Annotated in this window: 17 protein-coding genes and 2 pseudogenes; 8 read left to right on the top strand and 11 right to left on the bottom strand. The window is 72.6% G+C overall.

Annotated elements, in window-relative coordinates:
* The coding region (locus ACFV4G_RS18275; RefSeq protein ID WP_380441523.1) for an NAD(P)H-binding protein at nucleotides 1-248 on the bottom strand (248 nt) is incomplete at its 3' end.
* Nucleotides 249-380: 132 nt separating this feature from the next.
* Here ACFV4G_RS18275 and ACFV4G_RS18270 point away from each other — a divergent pair.
* A complete protein-coding gene (locus ACFV4G_RS18270) occupies nucleotides 381-1,046 on the top strand; it encodes a TetR/AcrR family transcriptional regulator (RefSeq protein ID WP_380441448.1) in 666 nt (221 codons plus the stop codon).
* 143 nt (nucleotides 1,047-1,189) lie between these two features.
* Entirely contained in the window at nucleotides 1,190-2,632 is a 1,443-nt protein-coding gene (locus tag ACFV4G_RS18265) for a WGR domain-containing protein (protein ID WP_380441446.1), read from the top strand.
* 15 nt (nucleotides 2,633-2,647) lie between these two features.
* Here the strand turns inward: ACFV4G_RS18265 and ACFV4G_RS18260 are convergent, their stop codons facing one another.
* Nucleotides 2,648-3,211 carry a hypothetical protein gene (locus ACFV4G_RS18260; protein ID WP_380441444.1) on the bottom strand — a complete coding sequence of 188 codons (564 nt, stop codon included), beginning with the start codon at nucleotides 3,209-3,211 and terminating at the stop codon, nucleotides 2,648-2,650.
* 156 nt (nucleotides 3,212-3,367) lie between these two features.
* Here ACFV4G_RS18260 and ACFV4G_RS18255 point away from each other — a divergent pair, with 156 nt between their 5' ends.
* Nucleotides 3,368-4,339, top strand: coding sequence for an ArsR/SmtB family transcription factor (locus ACFV4G_RS18255; RefSeq protein ID WP_380441442.1), 972 nt, complete (start codon nucleotides 3,368-3,370; stop codon nucleotides 4,337-4,339).
* A gap of 7 nt (nucleotides 4,340-4,346) precedes the next feature.
* Here ACFV4G_RS18255 and ACFV4G_RS18250 read toward each other — a convergent pair whose 3' ends face one another.
* From ACFV4G_RS18250 to ACFV4G_RS18235, 4 genes are all read right to left on the bottom strand, one after another.
* Nucleotides 4,347-6,008: a phospholipase gene (locus ACFV4G_RS18250; protein ID WP_380441440.1), complete on the bottom strand. Its 1,662-nt coding sequence runs from the start codon at nucleotides 6,006-6,008 to the stop codon at nucleotides 4,347-4,349.
* A 201-nt stretch (nucleotides 6,009-6,209) separates the two neighbouring features.
* Nucleotides 6,210-7,463 (bottom strand): alpha/beta hydrolase family protein, encoded by a 1,254-nt coding sequence (locus ACFV4G_RS18245; protein WP_380441439.1) that lies wholly within the window; start codon nucleotides 7,461-7,463, stop codon nucleotides 6,210-6,212.
* Nucleotides 7,464-7,632: 169 nt separating this feature from the next.
* On the bottom strand, nucleotides 7,633-11,223 hold the full coding sequence (locus tag ACFV4G_RS18240) for a DUF4132 domain-containing protein (protein WP_380441437.1): 3,591 nt from the start codon (nucleotides 11,221-11,223) through the stop codon (nucleotides 7,633-7,635).
* Between the two features lie 101 nt (nucleotides 11,224-11,324).
* Nucleotides 11,325-11,825: an Lrp/AsnC family transcriptional regulator gene (locus ACFV4G_RS18235; protein ID WP_380441435.1), complete on the bottom strand. Its 501-nt coding sequence runs from the start codon at nucleotides 11,823-11,825 to the stop codon at nucleotides 11,325-11,327.
* A 150-nt stretch (nucleotides 11,826-11,975) separates the two neighbouring features.
* On the opposite strand from ACFV4G_RS18235, the gene ACFV4G_RS18230 reads away from it, so the two are divergent.
* Complete coding sequence (locus ACFV4G_RS18230) at nucleotides 11,976-13,649, top strand: histidine decarboxylase (RefSeq protein ID WP_380441433.1); 1,674 nt, start codon at nucleotides 11,976-11,978, stop codon at nucleotides 13,647-13,649.
* A gap of 176 nt (nucleotides 13,650-13,825) precedes the next feature.
* Complete coding sequence (locus ACFV4G_RS18225; RefSeq protein WP_380441431.1) at nucleotides 13,826-14,767, top strand: hypothetical protein; 942 nt, start codon at nucleotides 13,826-13,828, stop codon at nucleotides 14,765-14,767.
* 69 nt (nucleotides 14,768-14,836) lie between these two features.
* On the opposite strand, the pseudogene ACFV4G_RS18220 reads toward ACFV4G_RS18225, so the two are convergent.
* Nucleotides 14,837-15,034: pseudogene (locus ACFV4G_RS18220) on the bottom strand (serine/threonine protein kinase); the annotation flags it as partial.
* A gap of 158 nt (nucleotides 15,035-15,192) precedes the next feature.
* Nucleotides 15,193-16,152, bottom strand: coding sequence for a GlxA family transcriptional regulator (locus ACFV4G_RS18215; protein ID WP_380441521.1), 960 nt, complete (start codon nucleotides 16,150-16,152; stop codon nucleotides 15,193-15,195).
* A 202-nt stretch (nucleotides 16,153-16,354) separates the two neighbouring features.
* Between ACFV4G_RS18215 and ACFV4G_RS18210 the strand changes: the two genes are divergently transcribed.
* Entirely contained in the window at nucleotides 16,355-16,945 is a 591-nt protein-coding gene (locus ACFV4G_RS18210; RefSeq protein ID WP_380441429.1) for an isochorismatase family protein, read from the top strand.
* 44 nt (nucleotides 16,946-16,989) lie between these two features.
* Here the strand turns inward: ACFV4G_RS18210 and ACFV4G_RS18205 are convergent, their stop codons facing one another.
* The gene (locus ACFV4G_RS18205) at nucleotides 16,990-18,483 is read right to left on the bottom strand and encodes a carboxylesterase/lipase family protein (protein ID WP_380441427.1); all 1,494 of its coding nucleotides are present in this window, start codon (nucleotides 18,481-18,483) and stop codon (nucleotides 16,990-16,992) included.
* Between the two features lie 186 nt (nucleotides 18,484-18,669).
* Here ACFV4G_RS18205 and ACFV4G_RS18200 point away from each other — a divergent pair, with 186 nt between their 5' ends.
* On the top strand, nucleotides 18,670-19,698 hold the full coding sequence (locus tag ACFV4G_RS18200; RefSeq protein WP_380441425.1) for an SMI1/KNR4 family protein: 1,029 nt from the start codon (nucleotides 18,670-18,672) through the stop codon (nucleotides 19,696-19,698).
* Nucleotides 19,699-19,753: 55 nt separating this feature from the next.
* Here the strand turns inward: ACFV4G_RS18200 and ACFV4G_RS18195 are convergent, their stop codons facing one another.
* A complete protein-coding gene (locus ACFV4G_RS18195) occupies nucleotides 19,754-19,963 on the bottom strand; it encodes a DUF397 domain-containing protein (protein WP_380441423.1) in 210 nt (69 codons plus the stop codon).
* The gene (locus ACFV4G_RS18190) at nucleotides 19,950-20,798 is read right to left on the bottom strand and encodes a helix-turn-helix domain-containing protein (protein WP_380441420.1); all 849 of its coding nucleotides are present in this window, start codon (nucleotides 20,796-20,798) and stop codon (nucleotides 19,950-19,952) included. Before ACFV4G_RS18190 ends, ACFV4G_RS18195 begins: the two co-directional genes overlap by 14 nt.
* A 119-nt stretch (nucleotides 20,799-20,917) precedes the next feature.
* Between ACFV4G_RS18190 and ACFV4G_RS18185 the strand changes: the two are divergent.
* Nucleotides 20,918-21,129, top strand: a pseudogene (locus ACFV4G_RS18185) (hypothetical protein); the annotation flags it as partial.

Raw genomic sequence — 21,129 nt, 5'->3', positions numbered from 1 at the left:
GGGGTTTGCGGGGGTCGGTGCCGCGGGCGTGCCCCCCCCCCGCCCCCCCGGGGGGGGCCCCCCCCCCCCCCGGCCCCCCGGGGGGGGGGGGGGGGGGCGTCCGCGGTGACGACGGTGAGCCGCTCGTGCTGCAGGGGGAGGCGCGCCGGGTCCCGGACGGCGGCGGTGACGCGGTGCCCGTCGGCCAGGGCCAGGCGGACGAGGTGGCGCCCGATGCCTCCGGTGGCACCGAGGACGGTGAGTTTCATGACCCCTCCCGGGGGTGGGTGAGCGAGGGTGGGTGAGCGTGGGTGGGTGAGTGTGGGTGGGTGAGTGCTCACTTACGTTCTCCTTCGATGGTGGGTGAGTGCTCACCCACCTGTCAAGGTACGCTGGGGCCCATGACGCGCGAGGGAACGCCGGAGAGCACGCACGAGGGCGCCGAGCCCCTGACCGGAGGGGCGCTCACCCGGGCCCGGGTGCTCGACGCCGCCGCCCGGCTGCTCGCCACCGTGGGTCTCACCCGCACCACGACGAAGCAGATCGCGCGCGAGGCGGGCTGCTCGGAGGCGGCGCTGTACAAGCACTTCCGGGACAAGGAGGAGATCTTCGTCCGGGTCCTGCGCGAACGCGCCCCCCGCCTCGCCGACGCCGTCGCCGAGCTGCCGGACCAGGCCGGGCAGGGCACCGTCCGTGAGCACCTGGAGACGCTGGTCCGGGTGGCCGTCCCGTTCTACCGCCGGTCGTTCCCGATGGCCGGCTCCCTGCTCGCCAGCCCCGAACTGCTCGCCGCCCACCGTGGCAAGCTCGGCGACGCCGGCCCGCACCAGGTCGGCGTCCACCTCGCCGAGTACCTGGCCGCCGAACAGCGCCTCGGCCGTGTCCCGGCCGCGCTCGACCCGCACGCGGCGGCGCTGCTCCTCATCGGTGCGTGCTTCCACCGGGCGTTCCTGGAGGTCTTCTACGCCGACGAGGCCCCGCCCGGCGTGCTGCTCCCGCCGACGACGGAGGAGTTCGCGACGGAGACGGTCCGCGCCCTCCTCGACGGCCTCACCCCGCGGGCCTGACCCCGGCTCACCACCCGTTGTCAGGCCCCGCTGTCAGGCCCCGTTGTCAGTGGCAGCGCCTAGATTCTGGGGAGTCGGCGGGCGGGCGCAGCGTCCGGGCCGCCGACGGAATCCAACTCCGTTGCCCGAAAGGGGTGTTCGCCGTGCCCGTCGCCGTGGATGAGCAGGTCACGTACATGGAGCTGTCGGAGGACGCCGGCACCGCGCACAAGTTCTACGAGGTGCGCGTCGCCGACTGCGTCGTGACCGTGCGCTACGGGCGGATCGGCGACGCCGGGCAGGTGAAGGCGACGAGCTACCCGAGCCCGGAGAAGGCCGCCGCGGCCGCCGCCAAGAAGGTGGGGGAGAAGGTCCGCAAGGGCTACGCCCCGGCCGTGCAGGGCGTGCGCCAGCGGCGCGCCACCACCCGGCGGCAGATCGTCAGCAGCCGCTCCACCGCCCGCCAGGCGCCGCTGCTGTGGCGCTTCCGCTCGGGCTCGCCCGCCTTCGGCATCTTCGTCGGCGAGGAGCACGCCTGGGTCGGCAACGAGGCCGGCGACGTCTACACGCTCACCCACGACGGCGAGGTGACGGGCCGCTTCGGCCTGCCCGACGGCGTCAAGTGCATCGTCGCGGACGACTGGTGGATCTACGCGGGCTGCGACGACGGCAAGGTCTACGACCTCGGCGGCAAGGTGCCGCGCGTCGCCTACGAGATCGCCGAGGACGTCGACATCTACTGGCTGGACATCCATGACGGCGTCCTCGGCGTCGCCGACGAGCGCGGCGGGCTGACCACGGTCGACCACGAGGACGAGTTCCAGTGGCGCCGCAAGGCCGAGGGCCGCGACGGCTGGATGGTGCGCTGCGACGCCGACGGCGTCTACCACGGCCACTCGCGCGGCGTCGCCCGCTACGCCTCCCGCGGCGGCGACCAGCTGTGGCACGCCGACACCAAGGGCGCCGTCCTGTTCGGCTGGCAGGTGGCCGACGACGTGTTCGCCGGCACCTCCCGGGGCTGGGTGCACCGGCTGCGCAAGGCGGACGGCGCCGAGGTCGCGGCCTACCGGTGCGACGCCGCCGTCTTCTCCTGCGCGGCCTCGCCGGACGGCGCGTACGTCTTCGCCGGCGACAACCACTCCTCGGTGTACTGCTTCGCCGCCGACGGCACCCGGCTGTGGAAGCTCGCCACCGGCTGCGGATCGGCCTACAGCATGCAGTACCGCGACGGCCGGCTCTACCTGGTGACCACCGACGGCTCGCTGGCCTGCCTGGACGCGAGCGAGGCCGCCATCGGCGCCGCCGAGGCCGGCACCCTGCCGCGGACGGCCGAGGTGCGCGGCGCCGACGTCGAGCGCGTGCTTCCGGGCCGGGCGCTGGAGACGGTCGCGGCGGGCGCGGGCTTCGGCGGCGTGGAGGTGGAGTGCGTGCAGGACGGCGCCCGGCTGCGGGTGCGCGTCGTGTCGGCCGGGTACGACCCGACCTGGCGCGTGCAGTTCCCGAAGGACGTCCGGGTGGCCGGGGCGCGCTACCTCGTCGCGGAGGTCCGCGAGTCCGCCGGCGGCGGCTTCTACCGGGCCCGCGGGGACATCAAGCGCTTGCTGTGAAAGGCCACTTGCCGCTCACGCGAGCGTCTCGCACAGGTTCTCCACCCGGTGCTGCACCAGCACCTGCGGCTGCCCGTCCGGGTGGACCAGCAGCGTCACGCCGCCGCTGAACAGGAAGTCGCCGGGGGCGTGGTACGGGTTCCCGGCGCGGACCCGGGCGGAGATGTGCGAGTCCTTAGGGATCAGCCACAGGACGCTGTGGTCGGGCAGCTTGTACTCGGTGGCCTTGCCGCTCTGGTCGCGGTCGACGCTGCGCCCGCTGTCCACGTTGGTGTAGCGCAGCATCAGCGGGCCGCGCCACAGCACCTCGGCCGGCGAGCCGTCGGGGTAGCGGGCGGCGACCTTGGTCTCCTCGCCCTCCACCAGCACCCCGATGTGCAGGTGGAACGGGCAGAGCGCGCCGGCCGGGAAGTCCTCGTCGCCGCTCGTGTACGGCTGCCAGCCGTCGTCACCGCCCGTGCGGGCCTGAGCGGTCGGGGCCACGGTGAGCAGTGCGGCGGCCAGCGCCGCGGCGACGGCCAACGGTCGGGCGGCCCGGCGCAGGAACATGACGGGAAGGGACAAAGCGGGCAGGGACATGACGGGCCTCCTGGCGTGTCACGGACGAGAGAGGGGTGCGCGCCCCCTCCCCTGCGGGGGGCGCGGTGGCTATCGTCGAACGGCGGACGCGTCGCCCGCGATGCTTTCGGCCGAGGCCGAAACCGACCAGGCCGCGACGACGGCGGAGGGGGCACGGTGCTGCGGATCCACTTCACCGCCGAGGACCTGCTCGGCGTCCGCTTCGCCGACGGACCGGCGCCGCTCCTGGAACTCGGCCTCGCCGTCGCGATGCTCCAACGCCACGACGGCGGACCGGGGTTCGCCCGGTGGCGCCGCTCGCTGAGCACGCCCCGGGCCCGGGCCGCCGTCGCCCCGCTGCGGCAGCTGGTGCCGCCCAGCGGCGCCGGTCCGCTCTTCCTCGACCCGCCGAGCGACGACCTCGACCAGGGCCTGGAGACCGTCCGCAGCTCGACCGGCACGCTCGTGCACCGCGAGCTGACCCGCGTCACGGCCAAGGGCGGGCTGCCCGCCACCACCCTGCTGCGCCACCTCGCCGACCAGGACCGGGACGCCTGGCAGTACCTGGAACGCGCCATGCGCGCCGCCTACCCGGACCTCGTCGGCACCGTCTGGCCCCGCCTGCGCACCGGCTTCGACACCGATCTCGCCTGGCGCGCCCGCGTCCAGCGCGAACACGGCCTGCGCGGGATGCTCGCCGGCCTCCACCCGGGCAGCCGGTGGCGCGGCAGCGTCCTGGAGATCCCCGTCGAGCGCGAGGTGGACGTCCGGCCGGGCGGCACCGGTCTCGTGCTGATGCCCTCAGCGCAGTGGACCGGCGGCCCGCTGGCCGGCCCGTACCCACTGGGCACGCTGCTCGTCTACCCGGCCGTCACCCCGCTGCCGCTGCTCCCGGAGAGCGGGCCGGACGGCGGCCCGCAGGACGACCCGATCGCCGCCCTGCTGGGCCGCACCCGCGCGGCCGTCCTGCGCCTGGCCGACCGCGAGCCCACCACCAGCCAGCTCGCCGCGGAGCTCGGCATCAGCCTCGCCTCCGCCTCCGAACACGCCCGCGCGCTGCGCCGGGCCGGGCTGGTGACGACCGTCCGCAGCGGCCGGGCCGTGCGCCACAGCCGGACGGGGCTGGGGCACCGGCTGCTGTCACCTTGACCCGGTGTCAGGCGTTGCAGATCCCGCGCGCGTAGTCGACCGTCGCGGTGGCCTGCGAATACTGCCACTGCGGCGACAGGAGCTGCGCGTCCAACTGCCCGGCGGCCGCGCGGTCCTCGACGACGTACCCGAAGTCCTGGAGCCAGGCCGGGTAGAGGTTCTTGGAGCCGATGTAGAACGCCGAGCCGTCGACCGAGACCAGCTTGTGGTGCAGGGCGTACGGGTGGCCGTCGGCCCAGGTCGCGGCCGGGGTGGCGCGGAAGCTCGCGAGCTGGAGGTTGCGGCACATGGCGGTGCGGGCCTGTCCCTGGTCGCCGAGGCGGGCGGCCAGGCGGGCCTTGAGGACGTCGCTTATCTCGTTCAGCGACTTGATCTGCGAATAGCCGCCGCTGCCGACCGCGCCGCGGTTGGCCGGGTCGCTGACGACGATGCGCACCTTGACGCCGTCGGCCAGCTTGGCGGCCAGCAGGTCGTAGAGGCGGGCGTCGTAGTGGGGCATCGGCGGGCAGGTGCCGTTGAGGTCCTGCTGGGAGATCTCGATGTGGCTGCCGGCGGCGCCGACGAGCGCCCGCAGGGCGTTCTCCTCCGGGTTGACGGTCTCGTAGTCGCGGTCCCCGTTGGTGTTGTCGTGCAGGCCGACCGGGCCGCACTTCACGTCGGCGGGGTTCGGGAGGTCCTCGGGCCGGTACGCCGAGGCCGGGTCGGAGGCGCGGATGCCGACGCCGAGGCCGCCGACGGCGATCACCGGGACGCCGCCGGTCGCGGGCGCGTCCTCGGCGGCCGGGTTGAGCCGCTGCTCCAGGTCGGGGGTGCACGGGGTGCCGCCGGTGGAGGCGAACCACGCGGCGGAGAACGTGCCGGTGTTGCGGCAGGTCCAGTCCCACAGGGTGTCCAGGTAGGCGCCGGCGGAGGCGGCGGCTGGCCCGTTCAGCGCGAGGTCGACGTCCGAGACCGGGTGGCCGGTGTCGAGGTAGTCCTTCTTCCAGTTGTTGATGCCACCGGTGATGACGGTCCGTCCGTCGACGACCAGCAGCTTGGAGTGGTTCCAGGAGAAGGCCGTCTTCGATGTGGTCATCGAGGCGACTTCGAGCGTGACGGCCGACGCGGCGTCACCGAGCCTGGCCACCAGGTCGTCCCGGTACTTCGACGGGAGGGCGCCGATGTTCAGCAGCGGTGCGGCGCCGGCCAGGACCCGCACGTGCGGCCGGTTCCCGGCGGCGACGGAGGCCTTGAGGCCGGCCGCGATGGCGTCCTGGAAGGCGCCGTCCGGGAAGGGCGCGAGGGTGGATATGTCGACGGTGCGGGTGGCGCGGGAGATGTTCTCGCGCATCTTGTCGAGCAGGCGGCGGGTGCCGGGCCGGTCGGTGCAGGACGGGTCGCCCCAGCAGCCGGGGGTCTGGAGCAGCCAGGCGCCCGGGTCGTCGGCCGGGGCGTCGAGCCGGTTGCCGGCGGTGCGCTGCCAGACGGATCCGTCCAGGCCGGGCGAGACCTGACGCAGGGTCGCCTCGACGGCGTCGAGGTACGGGGTGGCGCCGGGCTGTGCGGGCGCGGGGGCTGGGGCGGATTCGGCGACGGCGGGGGTCGCGGTCAGGACGCCGAGGGCGGCGGTGAGCGCGAGCGCCGAGGCGGCGGTCCGGCGGAGGGAAGGGGTGGGACGGTGGCGGTGCATGTACGAGTCCTTCACGAGGGTCCGGTGATATTCACCCGGTTGGCCCCGTAAAATTACCTTAATTTAACCCTATCGAGTGTCAGGACCCCATCAAGGCACGGCTTTCGGCCATGCACCGGACGGCCATGCACCGGACGGCGATGCGCAGGACGGCCACACGCAGGACGGCGGCGCCCGTCCGGGGCGCCGCCGTCCACCGCCTCACGGCAGGTACGTCACCGCCGGGAAGTCGCGCGACGGCCCGTCGAGCAGGTGCCCGCCGCGGTGGCGCAGGTGCTCGTCGAAGAACGCGAGCGGGTACGCCTGCTGGATCCGTACGGCCTCGTCCGGATCGAGGGTGCCGATCACGTCCTGGAGCTGCTGCGGGGTCCAGCCGAGCAGCTGCGCCACCTGCGGGTACAGCGCCTGGCTGTCGCCGTAGGAGGAGTGGAGGGCGCCCTGGGCCTGGATGTTGAGCCGCCAGCCGCGCAGGTGCTCCCAGAACTGCTCGGCGGTGGGATCGGTGGCCCGGGTGAACTCGGCGGTCATCATCATGAACGGCCGGTCCAGATCGCCGCTCAACGCCGGGCGCATCTGCATCGGGCCGTCGAGGCTCAGCCCGGCCCGGATGCGCCGGTCCGCGAGGGTGGCGCACGCGGTGGCCGTGCCGCCCTTCGACCAGCCGAACGCGCCCATGCGCTGCGGGTCGAGGGAGCCGAGCAGCCCCTTCGGGAGCTCCCGCCCGTCGACGTCCGGATTGCACCCGGCGGCGAGCTGCTCGGCGCAGTCGAGGAGGAAGCGCAGGTCGGCGGCGAAGTCGCCCGGAGCCGTGGGCGTGTTCGGGCCGCCCATGGGGACGGCGATCCGGCCGTCGGGGAACTCCGTGAACGAGTCGTAGGCGTGGGCGACCGTGATGACCGCGTACCCGTGGCTCGCGAGTTCCTGGACCATGATCGTGTGGTCGCCCTGGTGGCTGTGCGCGCCGTGCGCGTACACGACGACGGGCAGCCGCCGGCCCGACCGCCGCACCGGGGCGCCCGTGTGGCCCGAAGTGAGCGGCGCCAGCGCGGGATCGAGGGCGACCCCGACGTCGGAGAGGAACGCCTTGAGCGCGCCGGCCGGCATCCAGGGCGCCACCGGGTACCGCTCGACGTCCCGCGCCGGGTACCAGACGGTGGCCATCAGCTCGCGGAACTTCCCCGGCCCGGCGATGGCGTCCGGGCGCGACCGGTCGACCAGGTGCAGCCGCACCTGGCCCACCGGGTGCGGCCCGGTGGGCTCGGGCAGCGTCAGCCGCCCCGAGGCTCCGGCCGTCGGGGTCGGGGCCGTCGGGGCCGGCGCCGCCCACGCGGGGCCGGCGCCGGCGACGGCGGCGAGCGGCACGGCGGCCCCGGCGGCCAGCGCGGCGCCCAGCATGCGGCGGCGCGACAGGCCCGTGCGGCCGGTGGGCGGTGCGGCGGTCGGAGTGGTGGTCACGAGCCCTCCCCAAGGTCACGGATCGTCAGTCATGCCGCGACGGAAGGTCCGTGGGCACGGGAGGAACGCTGTCACGTGCCCTCCCGGTAGGGCATCGGCCCACGGATTGATCACCCGTGCGGGATTAGGCCCACGGGTTTACACCCGTGGGCCTATGCCCGCACGGAGGCTACGGCGCCGTCACCGCCTCCAGGTCGGCGAGGAGCTCGGAGGCGACGACGGGGTCGAGCTCGCCGAAGGTCGCCGGGTACTCGGTCCTGCTCCAGTGGTCGCGCGGCGTGCGGTCCAGCCAGACCGTCTCGAAGGTCTGGTCGGGGAACTCGTCGACGACCCCGACCCAGATCCCCTCGTTGAGCGCGATGACGAGGTGGAGGCCCTCGCCGAGCTTCTTGGAGAACCAGCGCTCGATGCCCGCGTCCTGCGGTTGGCCGCGCTCCCAGCCGCGTTTGGTGAGTTTGAGCAGGCGGCCCGTCGGCACCGTTTGACCCTCGAACCGGTGCAGGTGGCTGACGGCGGCCTCCTCCGGCGTCACCGCCCGCACCGGGCGCGCGAGTTGCGGGAACGGCTGGGCGATCCCGTGAGCGGCGGAGCGCTCCACCCACGCCGCCACGGCCGCCTCGCCGAGGAGCAGCGGGTGCGGGAGGCGGACCGTCGCGTCCTCGGGGAGGACGAATACGGAGTCCTCGACGTCCGCGAAGCTGCGCTCCCCGGTGACGCGGAAGGCGGTGGTCGTGCCGTCCGCGCCATCCGCGAGCCAGACGAGGCGCCGCACGAGGTGCTGTACCAGCGGGTGCTGGACGAAGAGCTCCCGGAACTCGCCGCCCGTCCAGGTGCGCCCGGCCACCATGGCCGCCTCCAGTCGGCGTATCTGGTCCGAGGCGATCGCCCGGACCTCCTTCTTCAGTGCGACGAAGCGCTTGCGCTCGGCCGGCGCCAGCTCCTGGTCGTCCCGGACGCCGGGGGCGGGCAGGTCCTTGAGCCGTTTGCCGTCCCCGTCCAGCACGTACGGGCGCAGTTCCTCGTCGAACCCGACGGTGAAGCGGCGCGGGCCGTAGTCGACGACCGTCGTGCCGTCCGGGTCGAGCCCGAGGTCAGGCACGAGCCGGTCGGAGAGCTGCTCTCCGGTGAGGCCCAAGCCCTCGGCGACCTCGGCGATCTTCTCCTGGGCGCGTTGCTTGAGCGCCTTGAACCTCACCCGCTGGGCGATGGTGTGCAGGTGCAGGAGGGCGACGTCGCTCCCGATGGCCGCGAGGACGGACAGGCCCTCGACGGCGCGGTGGTGCGCGTCCTGCCCGGGCCAGGCGCACAGGAGCGGGGTGACCCGGCGGACGGTCTCGTCGTCCCCGAGGAAGCCGAGCGCGTGCAGCGTCCACGTTTCCGAGGCGGGCATGCCGGCCAGGTGCCACTCCTGGAACAGCGCCCACGCGAAGGCGGTCAGCGAGTCCGCACGGCAGGCCTCGACGACGGTGGCGAGCGCGGGGTGGGGCGCGCCGGGTCCGGACAGCGCGAGGATCGTCAGCACATGCCCGACGGCCTCCTCCGGCAGGGCCCGACCGTCGGCCAGCAGTACCTGCGGGAGCAGGGCGGGCCGCGCCCACGCGGGCAGGACCGGCAGCTTGGCCGGCACGCCCGTCGCGGCAGGGTCGGTGTCGAGCGCGTCGGCTGCGATCCCCGCGGCCTCCGTGCCGTACCGGTCGGCCACGGCCGCGAGGAGGACCTCCGGGCTCTCGGCTGCCGCGACCGCGCGCAGCGCCTCCTCGGCGGCCTTGCGGGCTCGCCCGGCCGGGCCCACCGCGTCGGGGACGAGCAGCAGCGCGGCGGCCACGCCGTGCCGCTCGAACCACGAACGGGCCTCCGACCGCATGGACTTGAGCCGGACCAGGCAGTCGGCCATGATCCGCGCCGTGTCGGCCGAGAGGAACGGCGCGAGCAGCGGTGCGTAGCTCGCCGGCCTGGTGCGTGCGAGCGACACGGCCGTCGGCAGCGCGGCCGGACCGTACCGGGCGACGAGGGGAAGCAGCGGCTCGTGCCCGTCGTAGTGGGCGTCGGGCCGCCAGGTGCGGAGCCAGGAGGCGAGCTCTTCCGCGGGCCCCATCATCAGCAGCCGGACCGCGTACCAGTGGCTGCCGCTACTTCCCACCAGGACCCGCGCCGCCTCGGCCGCCCAGTCCGTCGACTCCGGGTACTCCCACCGGCTGTAGTCCGCCGCCCTGGCGGCCCAGCTCTCCCGCTCCCCGGGAAGCCAGGCCTCCACCGTCACGTCGTCCGGCTCCAGGCCCTTGAGCACGCGCGCCTTGCGGGGCGGCGTCGGCTTGCGCGTCCACGGCGGCGAGACCAGCACCGGCGGCAGCGCCTCGGCGGGCGCGTCGGGTACACGGCCCCGGACGCCGTCCAGCGAGCCGACCAACTCGGCGGAAGCGTCGTCGAGTTGCGCCAGAATCGCGGGCAGGTCGGCCAGGTGCCGGAGCGCGTGGGTGGTGAGGAGCCGCCGTGCCGCCGGCGCCGCGCTGCCCTCCTTGAGCACGGCCTCGGCGAGCAGCCGCGTGGCGCGGACCGGGTAGCGCTGCATGGCGTCCTGGAGCGCGGGCCGGACGTGCTTGTCGTCGATGCGGGCGAGCAGGAGGCGGAAGGCGTCGTCGGTCGGGAACCGTGCCACGGCCGCCGCCATGGCCCGCACCGCGTCGCCGCCGTAGACGATGGCGAGCGCCTCGCCGAGGAGCGGCACGCACGCCGTACCGACGGCGTCGGCGAGCGTGGCGACGAGCGCGACCGACCAACTGGGCCACATGTGCTTGGAGTAGGGGCCGAGGCGCTCCACCTGCCCGGGGTCGTCGAGCGAGCGGAGCAGCATCGGCCGCAGCTGCCGCGCGTCGTCGCCGTAGTCGGGCTCGTCCGCGACGCACTCGTCGGCCCAGCCGGGGGTGCCGGGAGCGAGATAGGTGGCGACGGCACGGCGAAGCGGCGTGGTGCGGAGCGTCGCGAGGGTGGCGACCGCGTCCTCGTACGTCGCCTCGTCCGCGACGGAGAGCAGTGCCCGCACCCGGTCCGCCGGCCCCGCCGTCAGGTGCAACGGGAAGGCGTCCTTCGGCCCCAGGGACCGCAGGCGCGGCTGCGTCCGGTAGTGGTGGCCGTGGCCCCACGTCGCCTCGACACCGAAGGCTTCCACGACTGCGCGTGCGGCGAACACGAGCCCGTGCCGGACCACCCACGCGTCGGTGAACAGCACCGCGTCCACCCGGGTCTGCATCGAACCAGGGAGCAGACTCGCGACCGCGACGGCGCCGAGCGCGTCGGCCTTCCCGGCGAGGAAGGCGCGGGCGGCGCGGACCAGCTCCGGGTCGGAGTGCGGGGACGCCAGGGCCTGCTCGATCCACTCCCGGTCGGTCGCGATGTGCTGCTCCGCCGTGGCCAGGGACTCCGGCGACGGCGTGGTCACGGCGCGGGCCGTCCTCCCGCGGCGCGGCTCGACCAGTTCCTTCCACGCGGCGGGCATGACGAAGGCGTCCTCGTCGGGCAGCGCGGGGAGCTCGGCACCACCCGCGGCGACCACCTGCCCGCCCACCTCCGCGTACCCCTTGCGCTCCTTCTCCGCGACCAGCTTCCCGAACTGCGCCAGCGCCGCCTCGGCCGAGCCCAGCTCCTTGACCTGCGCGCGCCCCTCCGCGCCGATCCGGCCGTAGCGCACGCGCACCGAGGCGCCCTCGACCGCCGCCTCCCAGAACTTCGCGGATCCGTCCGCCACGAACTCCCAGCGCCGCACAGCCCCTCCTACGCCTTCCGCAACCCCCACCGGCCCGTCCGGTGATCACCGAGGGGAACGCTAGCGGTACCCACTGACAATCGCGCCGGCTCCGGCCCAGGTCAGGGCGGGGGAGCGAGGTAACGGCGGCCGGGTATCTGCTCGAAGATCAGGTTGGTGCGGGTCTGGGCCACCGCCGGGTGCGTGGTCAGGTGGTCGACGACGAAGTCGCGCAGCGACTCCGGGCCGGCCACGCCGACGTGCAGGAGGTAGTCGTCGGAACCGGCCATGTGGAACACGGCCAGGACGCCGGGCAGGTCGGGCGCGGTGTTGCGGAAGCTCTCGTTCTGCTCGCGGGTGTGGGCGCGCAGGCGCACCGAGATCATCGCCTGGAGCGGCAGCCCGATGGCCGCCGGGTCGACCTCGGCGCGGAAGGCGCGGATGATGCCGCGCTCCTGCAGCGCCCGGACCCGGGCCAGGCAGGTGGAGGGGGCGATGCCCACGGCCTCGGCCAGGGCGTTGTTCGGGATGCGGGCGTTGTCGGCCAGGGCCCGGATGATCGCCCGGTCCACGTCGTCCACCGGGGTTCGGGCGGTCCGGGCGGCCTGCGGATTGTTCGGCATGCCCGCCAGGATCGCAGCCGTTCCCGAAGAATCGCAAACATGATCTAGTTCCGACCGAATTTCCTGCGGAGGAGCTTCTCAAAGGCACCGGGAAGTTCCATCCTTGGGCCCGCAGCCCCCTACGTTCTCGACCTCCCGGAGCGCCCCCGCATGAGCCCGACCGCCACGTTCAGCGCCGGCACCACTGGAACCGCCGGCACCGCCGTCGACCCCGGCCCGGAGCTGGACGTCGCCGAGTTCGTGCTCCCCGCGGGCGGTCTGGACGAGACGCAGCGCCAGCACGCGCTGGACACGGTCGACGAGTACCTGTCGCGCAAGCGCAAGCACCTGGTCGGCTACCAGGCCACCCAGGACATGCAGGGCACCGCGCTGGACCTGGCCCGGTTCATGCCGAACAACATCAACAACCTCGGCGACCCGTTCCAGAGCGGCGGCTACAAGCCCAACACCAAGGTCGTCGAGCGCGCCGTGCTCGACTACTACGCGCGGCTGTGGAACGCGAAGCGTCCGCACGACCCCGCCGACCCCGAGTCGTACTGGGGCTACATGCTGTCCATGGGCTCGACCGAGGGCAACATGTACGCGCTCTGGAACGCCCGCGACTACCTGAGCGGCAAGGCGCTGATCCAGCCGCCGACGGCCCCGTTCGACGCGCTGCGCTACGTCAGCGCCGCGCCCGACCGCCACAACCCCAACGCCCACCGCCCGGTGGCGTTCTACTCCGAGGACACCCACTACTCCTTCGCCAAGGCGGTGTGCGTCCTCGGCGTCGAGACGTTCCACGCCGTCGGCCTGGAGAAGTACGCGGACGAGTGCCCGCTGGTCGACCCGGTCACCGGGCGCCGCGAGTGGCCCACCGAGGTGCCCTCCCGGCCCGGCCCGTCCGGCCTCCCGTGGGACGGCACCGGCGAGATCGACGTCGACGCGCTCGCCGTCCTGGTCGAGTTCTTCGCCGCGAAGGGCCACCCGGTCTTCGTCAACCTGAACCTCGGCAGCACCTTCAAGGGCGCGCACGACGACGTCCGCGCGGTGTGCGAGCGCCTGCTGCCGATCTTCGAGCGCCACGGCCTGGTGCGGCGCGAGGTGGTCTACGGCACCGACCCGGCCACCGGCGAGCCCCTGGTCGACGTGCGTCGCGGCTTCTGGATCCACGTGGACGGCGCCCTCGGCGCGGGCTACGCGCCCTTCATGCGGCTCGCCGCGACCGACCAGCAGTACGGCTGGACGCCCGAGGTCGAGCTGCCCGAGTTCGACTTCGGCCTCACCCTGCCGACCGCGGAGCACGGCGACGTCGACATGGTCTCCTCGATCGCCATGAGCGGCCACAAGTGGCCCGGCGCGCCCTGGCCCTGCGGCATCTACATGACGAAGGTCAAGTACCAGATCTGCCCGCCGTCCCAGCCCGACTACATAGGCGCGCCGGACACCACCTTCGCCGGCTCCCGCAACGGCTTCTCGCCGCTGATCCTCTGGGACCACCTCTCCCGCCACTCCTACCAGGACCAGGTGGACCGCATCCGCCGCGCCCAGGAGCTCGCCGGCTACCTGGAGCGCCGCCTGCGCGCGCTGGACGCGGCCCTGGGCGTCGACCTCTGGACCGCCCGCACCCCCGGCGCCGTCACCGTGCGTTTCCGTCAGCCCAGCGCCGACCTGGTGGCGAAGTGGTCGCTGTCCTCGCAGGACGTCGTGATGGTCCCCGGCGACGAGTCCACCCGCCGCAGCTACGTGCACGTCTTCGTGATGCCCTCGGTCGACCGGGCCAAGCTGGACGCCCTCCTCGCCGACCTCGCCCACGACCCGGAGTACCGGGCACAGGCCTCCTGACGTCCGGACCGGGGCCCGCACCCCGGTCCGGACCCTGCCTGCGGGTGCTCCCCGGCGATCCGGTACGGTCACGGCCTCACGTCTGTTCAGTTCCGGTGACGGTCCGTGAAGACCGCCACCGGGGGAGCGGTGAGGCCCCACCCGCACCGTGCACCACACCACTAGGGAGCTTCCTCGTGCACCAACCCCTGCGCCGGAGCCTTCCGGCCCTTGCCGCCCTCGGCATAGCCATCGGCGCCCCGCTGATGACCGCCGGCACCGCGCACGCCCAGGGCGAGTACGCCTGTGGCGACGTCAACGTGAAGTACTCGGTGGACGGCGGCAAGTCCTGGACCGAAGACGGCCGGATGGACCAGCCGCACGGCGTCATCCAGGTCCGCCTGGTCGGCGACATCACCGAGGGCTGCGACTACGAGGTCTCGCTGGCCTCGTACGACACCGAGGGCCCGACCTGGGAGACCTCGGGCAAGCAGACCTTCCTCGGCTGGGCGACCACCACGCTCAACAAGGGCCACAGCCAGGCGACCCTGGACGTCAGCAAGCACCTGCCGAAGTGCTTCGGCCAGATCGACCTGTACAACAACGACCAGAAGTTCGACGGCGTCGCCAACCCGCTGCCGAAGTACCCCAACGGGGTCTTCCCGAACGACCTGATCACGGCCTGGAACGGCGGCAAGGCCTGCACGCCGACCCCGACCCCGACCGGCACCCCGACCGCCACGGGCACGCCGACTCGGACCCCGACCGGCACGCCGACCTCCTCGGCCTCGCCCACGGGCACCCCCACCCAGCACCCGACCGGGACGCCCACGGCGACGACGACGCCGTCGACCAGCGCCTCGCCCTCGGCCTCCACCAGCACCAAGCCGTCGGCGCCGGCCACCACCGGCACCCCGTCGGCCTCCCCGGCCGCGCCGGCCCCGTCCGGTCCGGCCGACACCACCGGCCCGGTCGGCAAGCCGAGCGCCAAGCCGGTCTCGGCCAAGCCCGCGCCGGTCCTGGCCAGCACGGGTGGCAACAGCAGCCAGATGATCGCCTACGGCGCCGGCGGCGCCGCGCTGCTCGCCGTCGGTGGCGGCGCGCTGGTGATCGCCCGTCGCCGCGGCTCCCGCAGCTGACGCACCGTCACATCCCGTAACACCCGGACGCCCGCGGCTACATGGACCGCGGGCGTTCGGGCGTTACGCGGCCGCCGCCACCTCGCGCCGGAACCGTCCCAGGAACTCGCCGTCCGCGGCGAGTTCGGCCCGGATCCGTTTCACCGCCACGGTCCGCCCGCCCCGGCTGCGCCCGAGGTAGACCTGGCCCATCCCGCCCGTGCCCAGCCGCCCGAGGAGCCGGTAGGGCCCGATCGTCGACGGATCTCCTGCGGTCAACGCCTGCATGCGCCTCTGTCTCCCCCGTACACGGCCCTCGGCCCCGCGGCCCCATGGCCTCGCAGCCCGAATGCAGGGCACGATCATGGCGGTGGGACATCACCGGCACAAGTCCGCTCGGTGATCCGCACCGCCGGGTGGGTCCAGGGTCGACAGGGTCGACCGGTTCACCCCCGGACGGTCCGGAAGCGGCGGCGGTACTCCGTCGGTGTCGTGTCCAGTTGGCGCCGGAACGCCCGCACCAGCGTGTCCGTGGTGCCGAACCCGCAGGTGGACGCGATGCGTTCGAGCGTCTCGTCGGTGGTCTCCAGCCGGTTGCGGGCCCGCTCGACGCGGGCCGACTCGACGTAGGCGCTCGGGGTCGTGCCGAGCTCGGTCTTGAAGATCCGGGTCAACTGCCGCTCCCCGACGTGCGCGTGGGCGGCGAGGTCGGCCACGGTGAGCGGCGCGGTGAGGTTCGCGGTGATGTGGTGGCGCAGGTCCTCGGTCCGCCGGGTCGTCGAGACCGGTTCGAGCGGGACGCTGAACTGGCTCTGCCCGCTCGGGCGCTTGAGGTACATCACGAGCTGCCGCGCGACGCGCAGCGCCAGCTCCTCGCCGAAGTCGTCGGCGACGAGCGCGAGTGACAGGTCCAGGCAGGCGCTGATGCCGGCGCCGGTCCAGACCTCGCCCTCGCGGATGAAGATCGGGTCCGCGTCGACCTCGATCTCCGGGTATTCGGCGGCGAGTTGGCCGGCGGTGGACCAGTGCGTGGTGGCCCGCCGGCCGTCGAGCAGCCCGGCCGCGGCCAGGATGTGCGCGCCCACGCAGACGGAGGCGACCCGCCGGGCGTGCGCGGCGAGCTCCTTCACCCGGGCGACGACGGCGGGATCGGTGACGGCGCTGACCCGGCGCTCGCCGTCGACCTCGACCGCGCCGGGCACGAGGAGGGTGTCGATCGCCCGCCCGGCCGCCTCGTCGAAGGTGACATCGGGCAGGACGCGCACCCCGGCGGCGGTGGTGACCGGGGCGGCCGTCTCGGCGGCGAGGACGACGCGGTAGCCGGTGGCGTCGTCCGTCTCGCGCCGCACGAGCGAGAACACCTCGGGCGGCCCGGTGACGTCGAGCAGGTCGACGCCCTCGAACATGACGATGACGATGAGTCGTTCGGCGGGGGCCACGGCGTCTCCCAGCTTCGGTGGTGTCGCAGGCGGTGGTGTCGCAGGCGGTGATGTCGGTTTCTGCATGTTAGACGGCATTGCCGACGTACGGTGAGCGCGCCTAGCGTTGTTCTCGCAGGTCACCGCAGTGACCGACATTCCCTTTGAATCGACCCGAGGCGGTACACCCATGTCCACGACCACCCTTCGCGCGCTCAACGGCCTCGACGAGACGCCCGCCTCGCTCGCCGCCGCGACGCTGATCATGGTCGACTACCAGAACACCTACACCCGTGGCGTGATGGAGCTCGACGGCTGGCAGGCCGCCCTGGACGCCGCCGCCGCGCTCCTCGCCCGGGCCCGGGAGGCCGGGGCCACGGTGATCCACATCGTCAACGACGGCGGCGAGGGCACCCCGTACGACGTCCGGGCCGAGATCGGGCGGATCCACCCGGCGGTGGCCCCGGTTGAGGGCGAGGCCGTCGTGGTCAAGCAGGTCCCGGACGCGTTCGTCGGCACCGACCTTGGCGAGCGGCTGGACGCGGCCGGGCACGAGGACGTCGTCGTGGCCGGCTTCATGACCCACATGTGCGTGGCCTTCACGACGGCCGGCGCCTTCCTGCGCGGCAACCGGCCGACCGTCGTCGCCGACGCGTGCGCGACGCGGGCCCTGCCGTCGGGCGGGGTGGAGGTGCCCGCCGGCCAGATCCACGACGGCGCACTCGCGACGATCGCCGACCTGTACGGCGTGGTCGTGCCGTCGCACGCGTCGCTTGTCTGAACCGACCCGAGGGGTGCCGGCTCTCCGGCACCCCTCGATCAACTTCACGTCCAGAGGTCGCAGTTGTGCTCGTCGTCCAGGTCGACGGTCCGAGGTCCGTCGTCCGTGGTGAAGCTGTGCGCCTCGCTGTCGTCGAACCGCTGCCACGGGTGTCCGGTGGTGGCGAAGCGCGCCCAGTCGCGGATCATGCGGGCGGCGAGCTGCTGCTGGTCGGCGTCGAGCGTGGTCGGCAGGCCGGCGACGTCGAACAGGTACGGCAACTCCGAGGCGTGGTAGGCGCCGTAGGGGAAGCCGGGCGGGAGGCCGGCCGACACGGGGGCTGTGCGGTCGGCGAACTCGTAGGCGTACACGGGGATGTGGCGCGCGAGTAGGCGGTCGCCCGCCAGCGTGGGGCAGGACCATATCCGGTCGGTGGCGACGGTGGCCCAGGCGACGGCGGGGGAGGGGTAGTCGCTCGCCGGGTAGCGTTCGGCGACGGCATCGGCCTGGTCGCCGAAGCTCTGCACGAGGAGGTCGTGGTAGCCCTGTTCGGTGATCGGGTGCCCGAGGTTGAGGACGGCCGCGAACCCGCGGTGCTCGTCGCGCGTGCCGCCCTGGAGGACCGGGACGCGCTTGAACCGGCCCTCCCGCAGCGCTTGGGCGGGTTCGGTGGGGAGCAGCGGGGTGTCGTACGCGGGCTTGGCGAACTGCCCGAGATGGTCGACGAGTTGGGCGGCGGGCTTGTGGCGTAGGCAGTCGACGTCGGTGCAGCCGAGGGCGGTGCCGAGCGCACTGCCCGCTGACTCGACGGCGGCCCGGCTCGTCCAGGGCGAGCCGGCGGGCATGGTCGGCCAGAAGAGCGCCTTCGGGTAGTCGATGAGGCAGGACCCGCTCTGGATGATCGCCTTGTCGAACAGCCCTGCGGCGGAGGGCGAGGTGAGCTGGGAGCACACGCTCATCCCGCCGGCCGACTGCCCGGCCAGCGTGACGTTCCCGGGATCGCCGCCGAACGCCGCCGCGTTGCGGCGCACCCAGCGCAGGGCGGCCTGTTGGTCGGCGAGCCCGAAGTCGCCGGAGCCGGCGAGGCCGGGGTAGCCGAAGTAGCCGTAGATGCCGAGCCGGTAGTTGACCGTCACGACGACGGCGTCGCCGTCGACGGCCATGCGGTGGGGGTCATAGTCGCTGCCGGCGCCGCCAGTGAAGCTGCCGCCGTGCAGCCAGACGACGACCGGGCGGCGCTTGGCGCCTTGTGGGGCAGTGACGTTGAGGTAGAGGCAGTCCTCGTCGCCGGTGGCGCCCTGGGGGCAGCGGTTGCCGGGTGCGGTGGCGTCACGTACGCCGGACCACGGAGTGACGGGCTGCGGGTCGCGCCAGCGGAGATCGCCGGTGGGCGGGGCGGCGTACGGGATGCCCTGGAACGTGCGGTACCCGTCGTGGGCGGTGCCCTGGACGGTTCCCGCGTCAGTGACGGCAACAGGCGTTGAGGCCACGGCCGGTGTAGCGGGCAGGGCGAGTGCGGTGAGGAACGCGCCTATGAGGAGCGCGGAGATTCTTGGCATGTTCGGAGGACCTTCCGGGTCGGAGGCATGGGTTGGATGCATGGCTCGGAAGAGAAGCTCGGCACCTTGGCCGAGGCTCCTGATGATACAGATGTATCACGCGGTAGTGATAGGGGATTGGGCGACCGCGGTCCGCGCGCGGGGCCGAACGTACAATCGCCGGACGAGTTGACGCGGGAGGGTGCAGTGGGACACTTCGAGGGCTTCGACGTCGCCGGGTTCTGGGACGACTCGCCGTACGCGCTGAAGGACTACGTGGAGGAGGCGCCGCCCTCGCGGGAACTGATCGAGGCGTTGGAGGACGAGCTCGGCGGATACCGTCTGCCCGACTCCTATGTCGCGCTGATGACCGCGCACAACGGTGGCATTCCCACCCGGACCTGCTTCCCCATGGCCGAGCCGACGTCCTGGGCCGACGACTACATCGAGATCACCGGCATCCGGGGCATCGGGCATGCCCGGCCGCAGTCGCTGGGCGGCGAGTTCGGCAGCCTGTTCTGGATCGACATGTGGGAGTACCCGGACATCGGTGTCTACTTCGCCGACACGCCTTCGGCGGGCCACGACATGCTCGCCCTCGACTACCGCGCGTGCGGTCCGGACGGCGAGCCGACCGTGGTGCACGTCGACCAGGAGAGCGACTTCGCGATCACCCTGGTCGCGGAGAACTTCGAGGCGTTCGTCACGGGCCTGGTCGACGAGTCCGTCTACGACACCTCGGAGGAGGACCGGCTCGCCGAGCTCGCCATGGTGCGCGACGGCAGTTTCTCCCCGGTCCTGCTGCGTGCCTTCGGCGAGGTCTCGGACGTGCTGCCCGACGCGGACCGGCGAATGCGGGCGCTCGCGGCGGCCGTCGTGCACGACAAGGGGTTCTTCACCCTGCACGCCGATGCGCGTTCCATGCTGATGTACGACTACCTGTTCTGGCTGTTCACCAGCTTCAACCGGGTCGACTCGTTCGAGCAGTACCTCAAGACGCCTCCGCAGGCCGAGGGATCCTGCACGCTGCCGACGTACGAGCTCATGATCACCGGCTGCGGCCCGGCACACGAGCCGTACGGCTTCCGCACCGGCGGATACGGCCCCGCCCGCCTCGAAGAGTGGTGGAACTCCCGCATCGCCTCGGGCCACCTCGCCGAGACCGCCGCCGGCTACCGGTTTACCGACGCCGCCGTCGCCGCACTGCTCGACGAACTCGCCACTGTGGCCTCTTGATGCAACAGGCCGCCCGCTCGGGTAGAGCGGGCGGCCGGGGGAGGTCGGAGGCGGTTTAGATCGCGCCGAATTCACCGGCTTGGACGGCGGAGACGAACGACCGCCAGGCCTCGGCGGGGAAGATCAGGGTCGGCCCCTGAGGGTCCTTGGAGTCGCGGACGGGCAGGAGGCCGGGGAAGTTGGGTGCCACCTCTATGCAGTCACCGCCCTGACCGCTGAAGGTGCTCTTGCGCCACTGGGCGCTGGAAAGGTCAATGTGCTGCATGGCTTTCAAATTCCTTTCGCACCGCCTTGATCAGCTCAAGCGAACCGGATCGGGACAGAGCTTCGACTTGAAGCCGATCGTAGTCCCTGGCCCACTCCGACAGTATCCGTGCATCCCGTTCGAGGTACCCGGTCTTGTGACTCTCCGTGTATCCCAGGAGCTTGCCGTTCGGCATGGTGAGTAGGGTGACGGTGTGAGCAAACGGTCGTTCCTCGCCCAGGGAGACCGGCGCTACCTGGATGGTTACGTTTGGCTGCTCCGCCAACCGTTCGAGATGCCGGAGTTGGCCAACCATCACAGCGGGTCCGCCAATTGGTCGGTGCAGGGTTGATTCGTCAATCACCGCCTGTACGAACGGCGGTGGCGTGCGTTGGAGCTTTGCCTGGCGATCGAGCAAGTACTTCACGCGAGCGTCCGCTTGCTGCTGGGTAGCCGTGCCACGGCGAACAGGAGCGGACTCGTACGCGGTCGCATAGCCCTCGGTCTGGAGGAGTCCTGAGATCACGCCGAGGTGAAAGAGCTTGATCGCCACGGCGTCGGCTTCCTTTCCTGCGTACTCCGGGAACCCCTCCTTGAGTGCGCCGTGTTCCAGCTGATCAAGCATGAGGGCCAGCGTGCCGCCGGTATCCAGCGCTCGGTCCACCACCACGACGAACTTCCGACTCGGGGGCACGATGCCGCGTTCAATTCGCGAAATGTACGACCCCGAGAACTTCGTTACGTGCCCGAGCTCGTCTTGTGTGAGCCCTCTGGCCTTGCGTGACCTGCGAAGTTGAACTCCTAGCGGCGCATACGGCGAGGAGGACGGGTCAAGAGTCCTGACGTGCACGGGCATCCCCTATTGAACGTCGCCTGTTTTGGTCAGTTCGGAGGCTTCCGATCGTAGGGCCCATCACGCCATCATGGCTACACCAGGTGATGAGCCGATGGCGCTGTGCGACTGCGGAGACCCCGATGTTCGGAGACCAGAGATCCGTGCTGTCCGAAGTCCCCCTCCTCCACGAGGTGGTGATCGATCGCGGGCACCTCGACGACGGCCTGCCGCGTGAGGGCGTCTTCATGGAGCAGTGTGCCGGCGTCATGTACCTCCGGCCCATCGGCGGCGGCATCGAATGGACCACGCGGGCCGATCATGTCAGTGTCCTCAATCCCCGGCAGATCGCGCC

The organism is Kitasatospora sp. NPDC059747 (assembly GCF_042732955.1).
Lineage (GTDB): Bacteria > Actinomycetota > Actinomycetes > Streptomycetales > Streptomycetaceae > Kitasatospora.
Note: the sequence above shows the minus strand (reverse complement) of the source record. Positions and strands in the feature narration are given on the sequence as shown.

Bases quoted from the DNA above. Each gene is read 5' to 3' on its own strand.
- ACFV4G_RS18195 (WP_380441423.1), bottom strand. From the start codon at position 19,963: ATGCAGCACATTGACCTTTCCAGCGCCCAGTGGCGCAAGAGCACCTTC.
- ACFV4G_RS18260 (WP_380441444.1), bottom strand. From the start codon at position 3,211: ATGTCCCTGCCCGCTTTGTCCCTTCCCGTCATGTTCCTGCGCCGGGCC.
- ACFV4G_RS18230 (WP_380441433.1), top strand. From the start codon at position 11,976: ATGAGCCCGACCGCCACGTTCAGCGCCGGCACCACTGGAACCGCCGGC.
- ACFV4G_RS18270 (WP_380441448.1), top strand. From the start codon at position 381: ATGACGCGCGAGGGAACGCCGGAGAGCACGCACGAGGGCGCCGAGCCC.
- ACFV4G_RS18205 (WP_380441427.1), bottom strand. From the start codon at position 18,483: ATGCCAAGAATCTCCGCGCTCCTCATAGGCGCGTTCCTCACCGCACTC.
- ACFV4G_RS18250 (WP_380441440.1), bottom strand. From the start codon at position 6,008: ATGCACCGCCACCGTCCCACCCCTTCCCTCCGCCGGACCGCCGCCTCG.
- ACFV4G_RS18190 (WP_380441420.1), bottom strand. From the start codon at position 20,798: ATGCCCGTGCACGTCAGGACTCTTGACCCGTCCTCCTCGCCGTATGCG.
- ACFV4G_RS18210 (WP_380441429.1), top strand. From the start codon at position 16,355: ATGTCCACGACCACCCTTCGCGCGCTCAACGGCCTCGACGAGACGCCC.
- ACFV4G_RS18235 (WP_380441435.1), bottom strand. From the start codon at position 11,825: ATGCCGAACAATCCGCAGGCCGCCCGGACCGCCCGAACCCCGGTGGAC.
- ACFV4G_RS18215 (WP_380441521.1), bottom strand. From the start codon at position 16,152: ATGTTCGAGGGCGTCGACCTGCTCGACGTCACCGGGCCGCCCGAGGTG.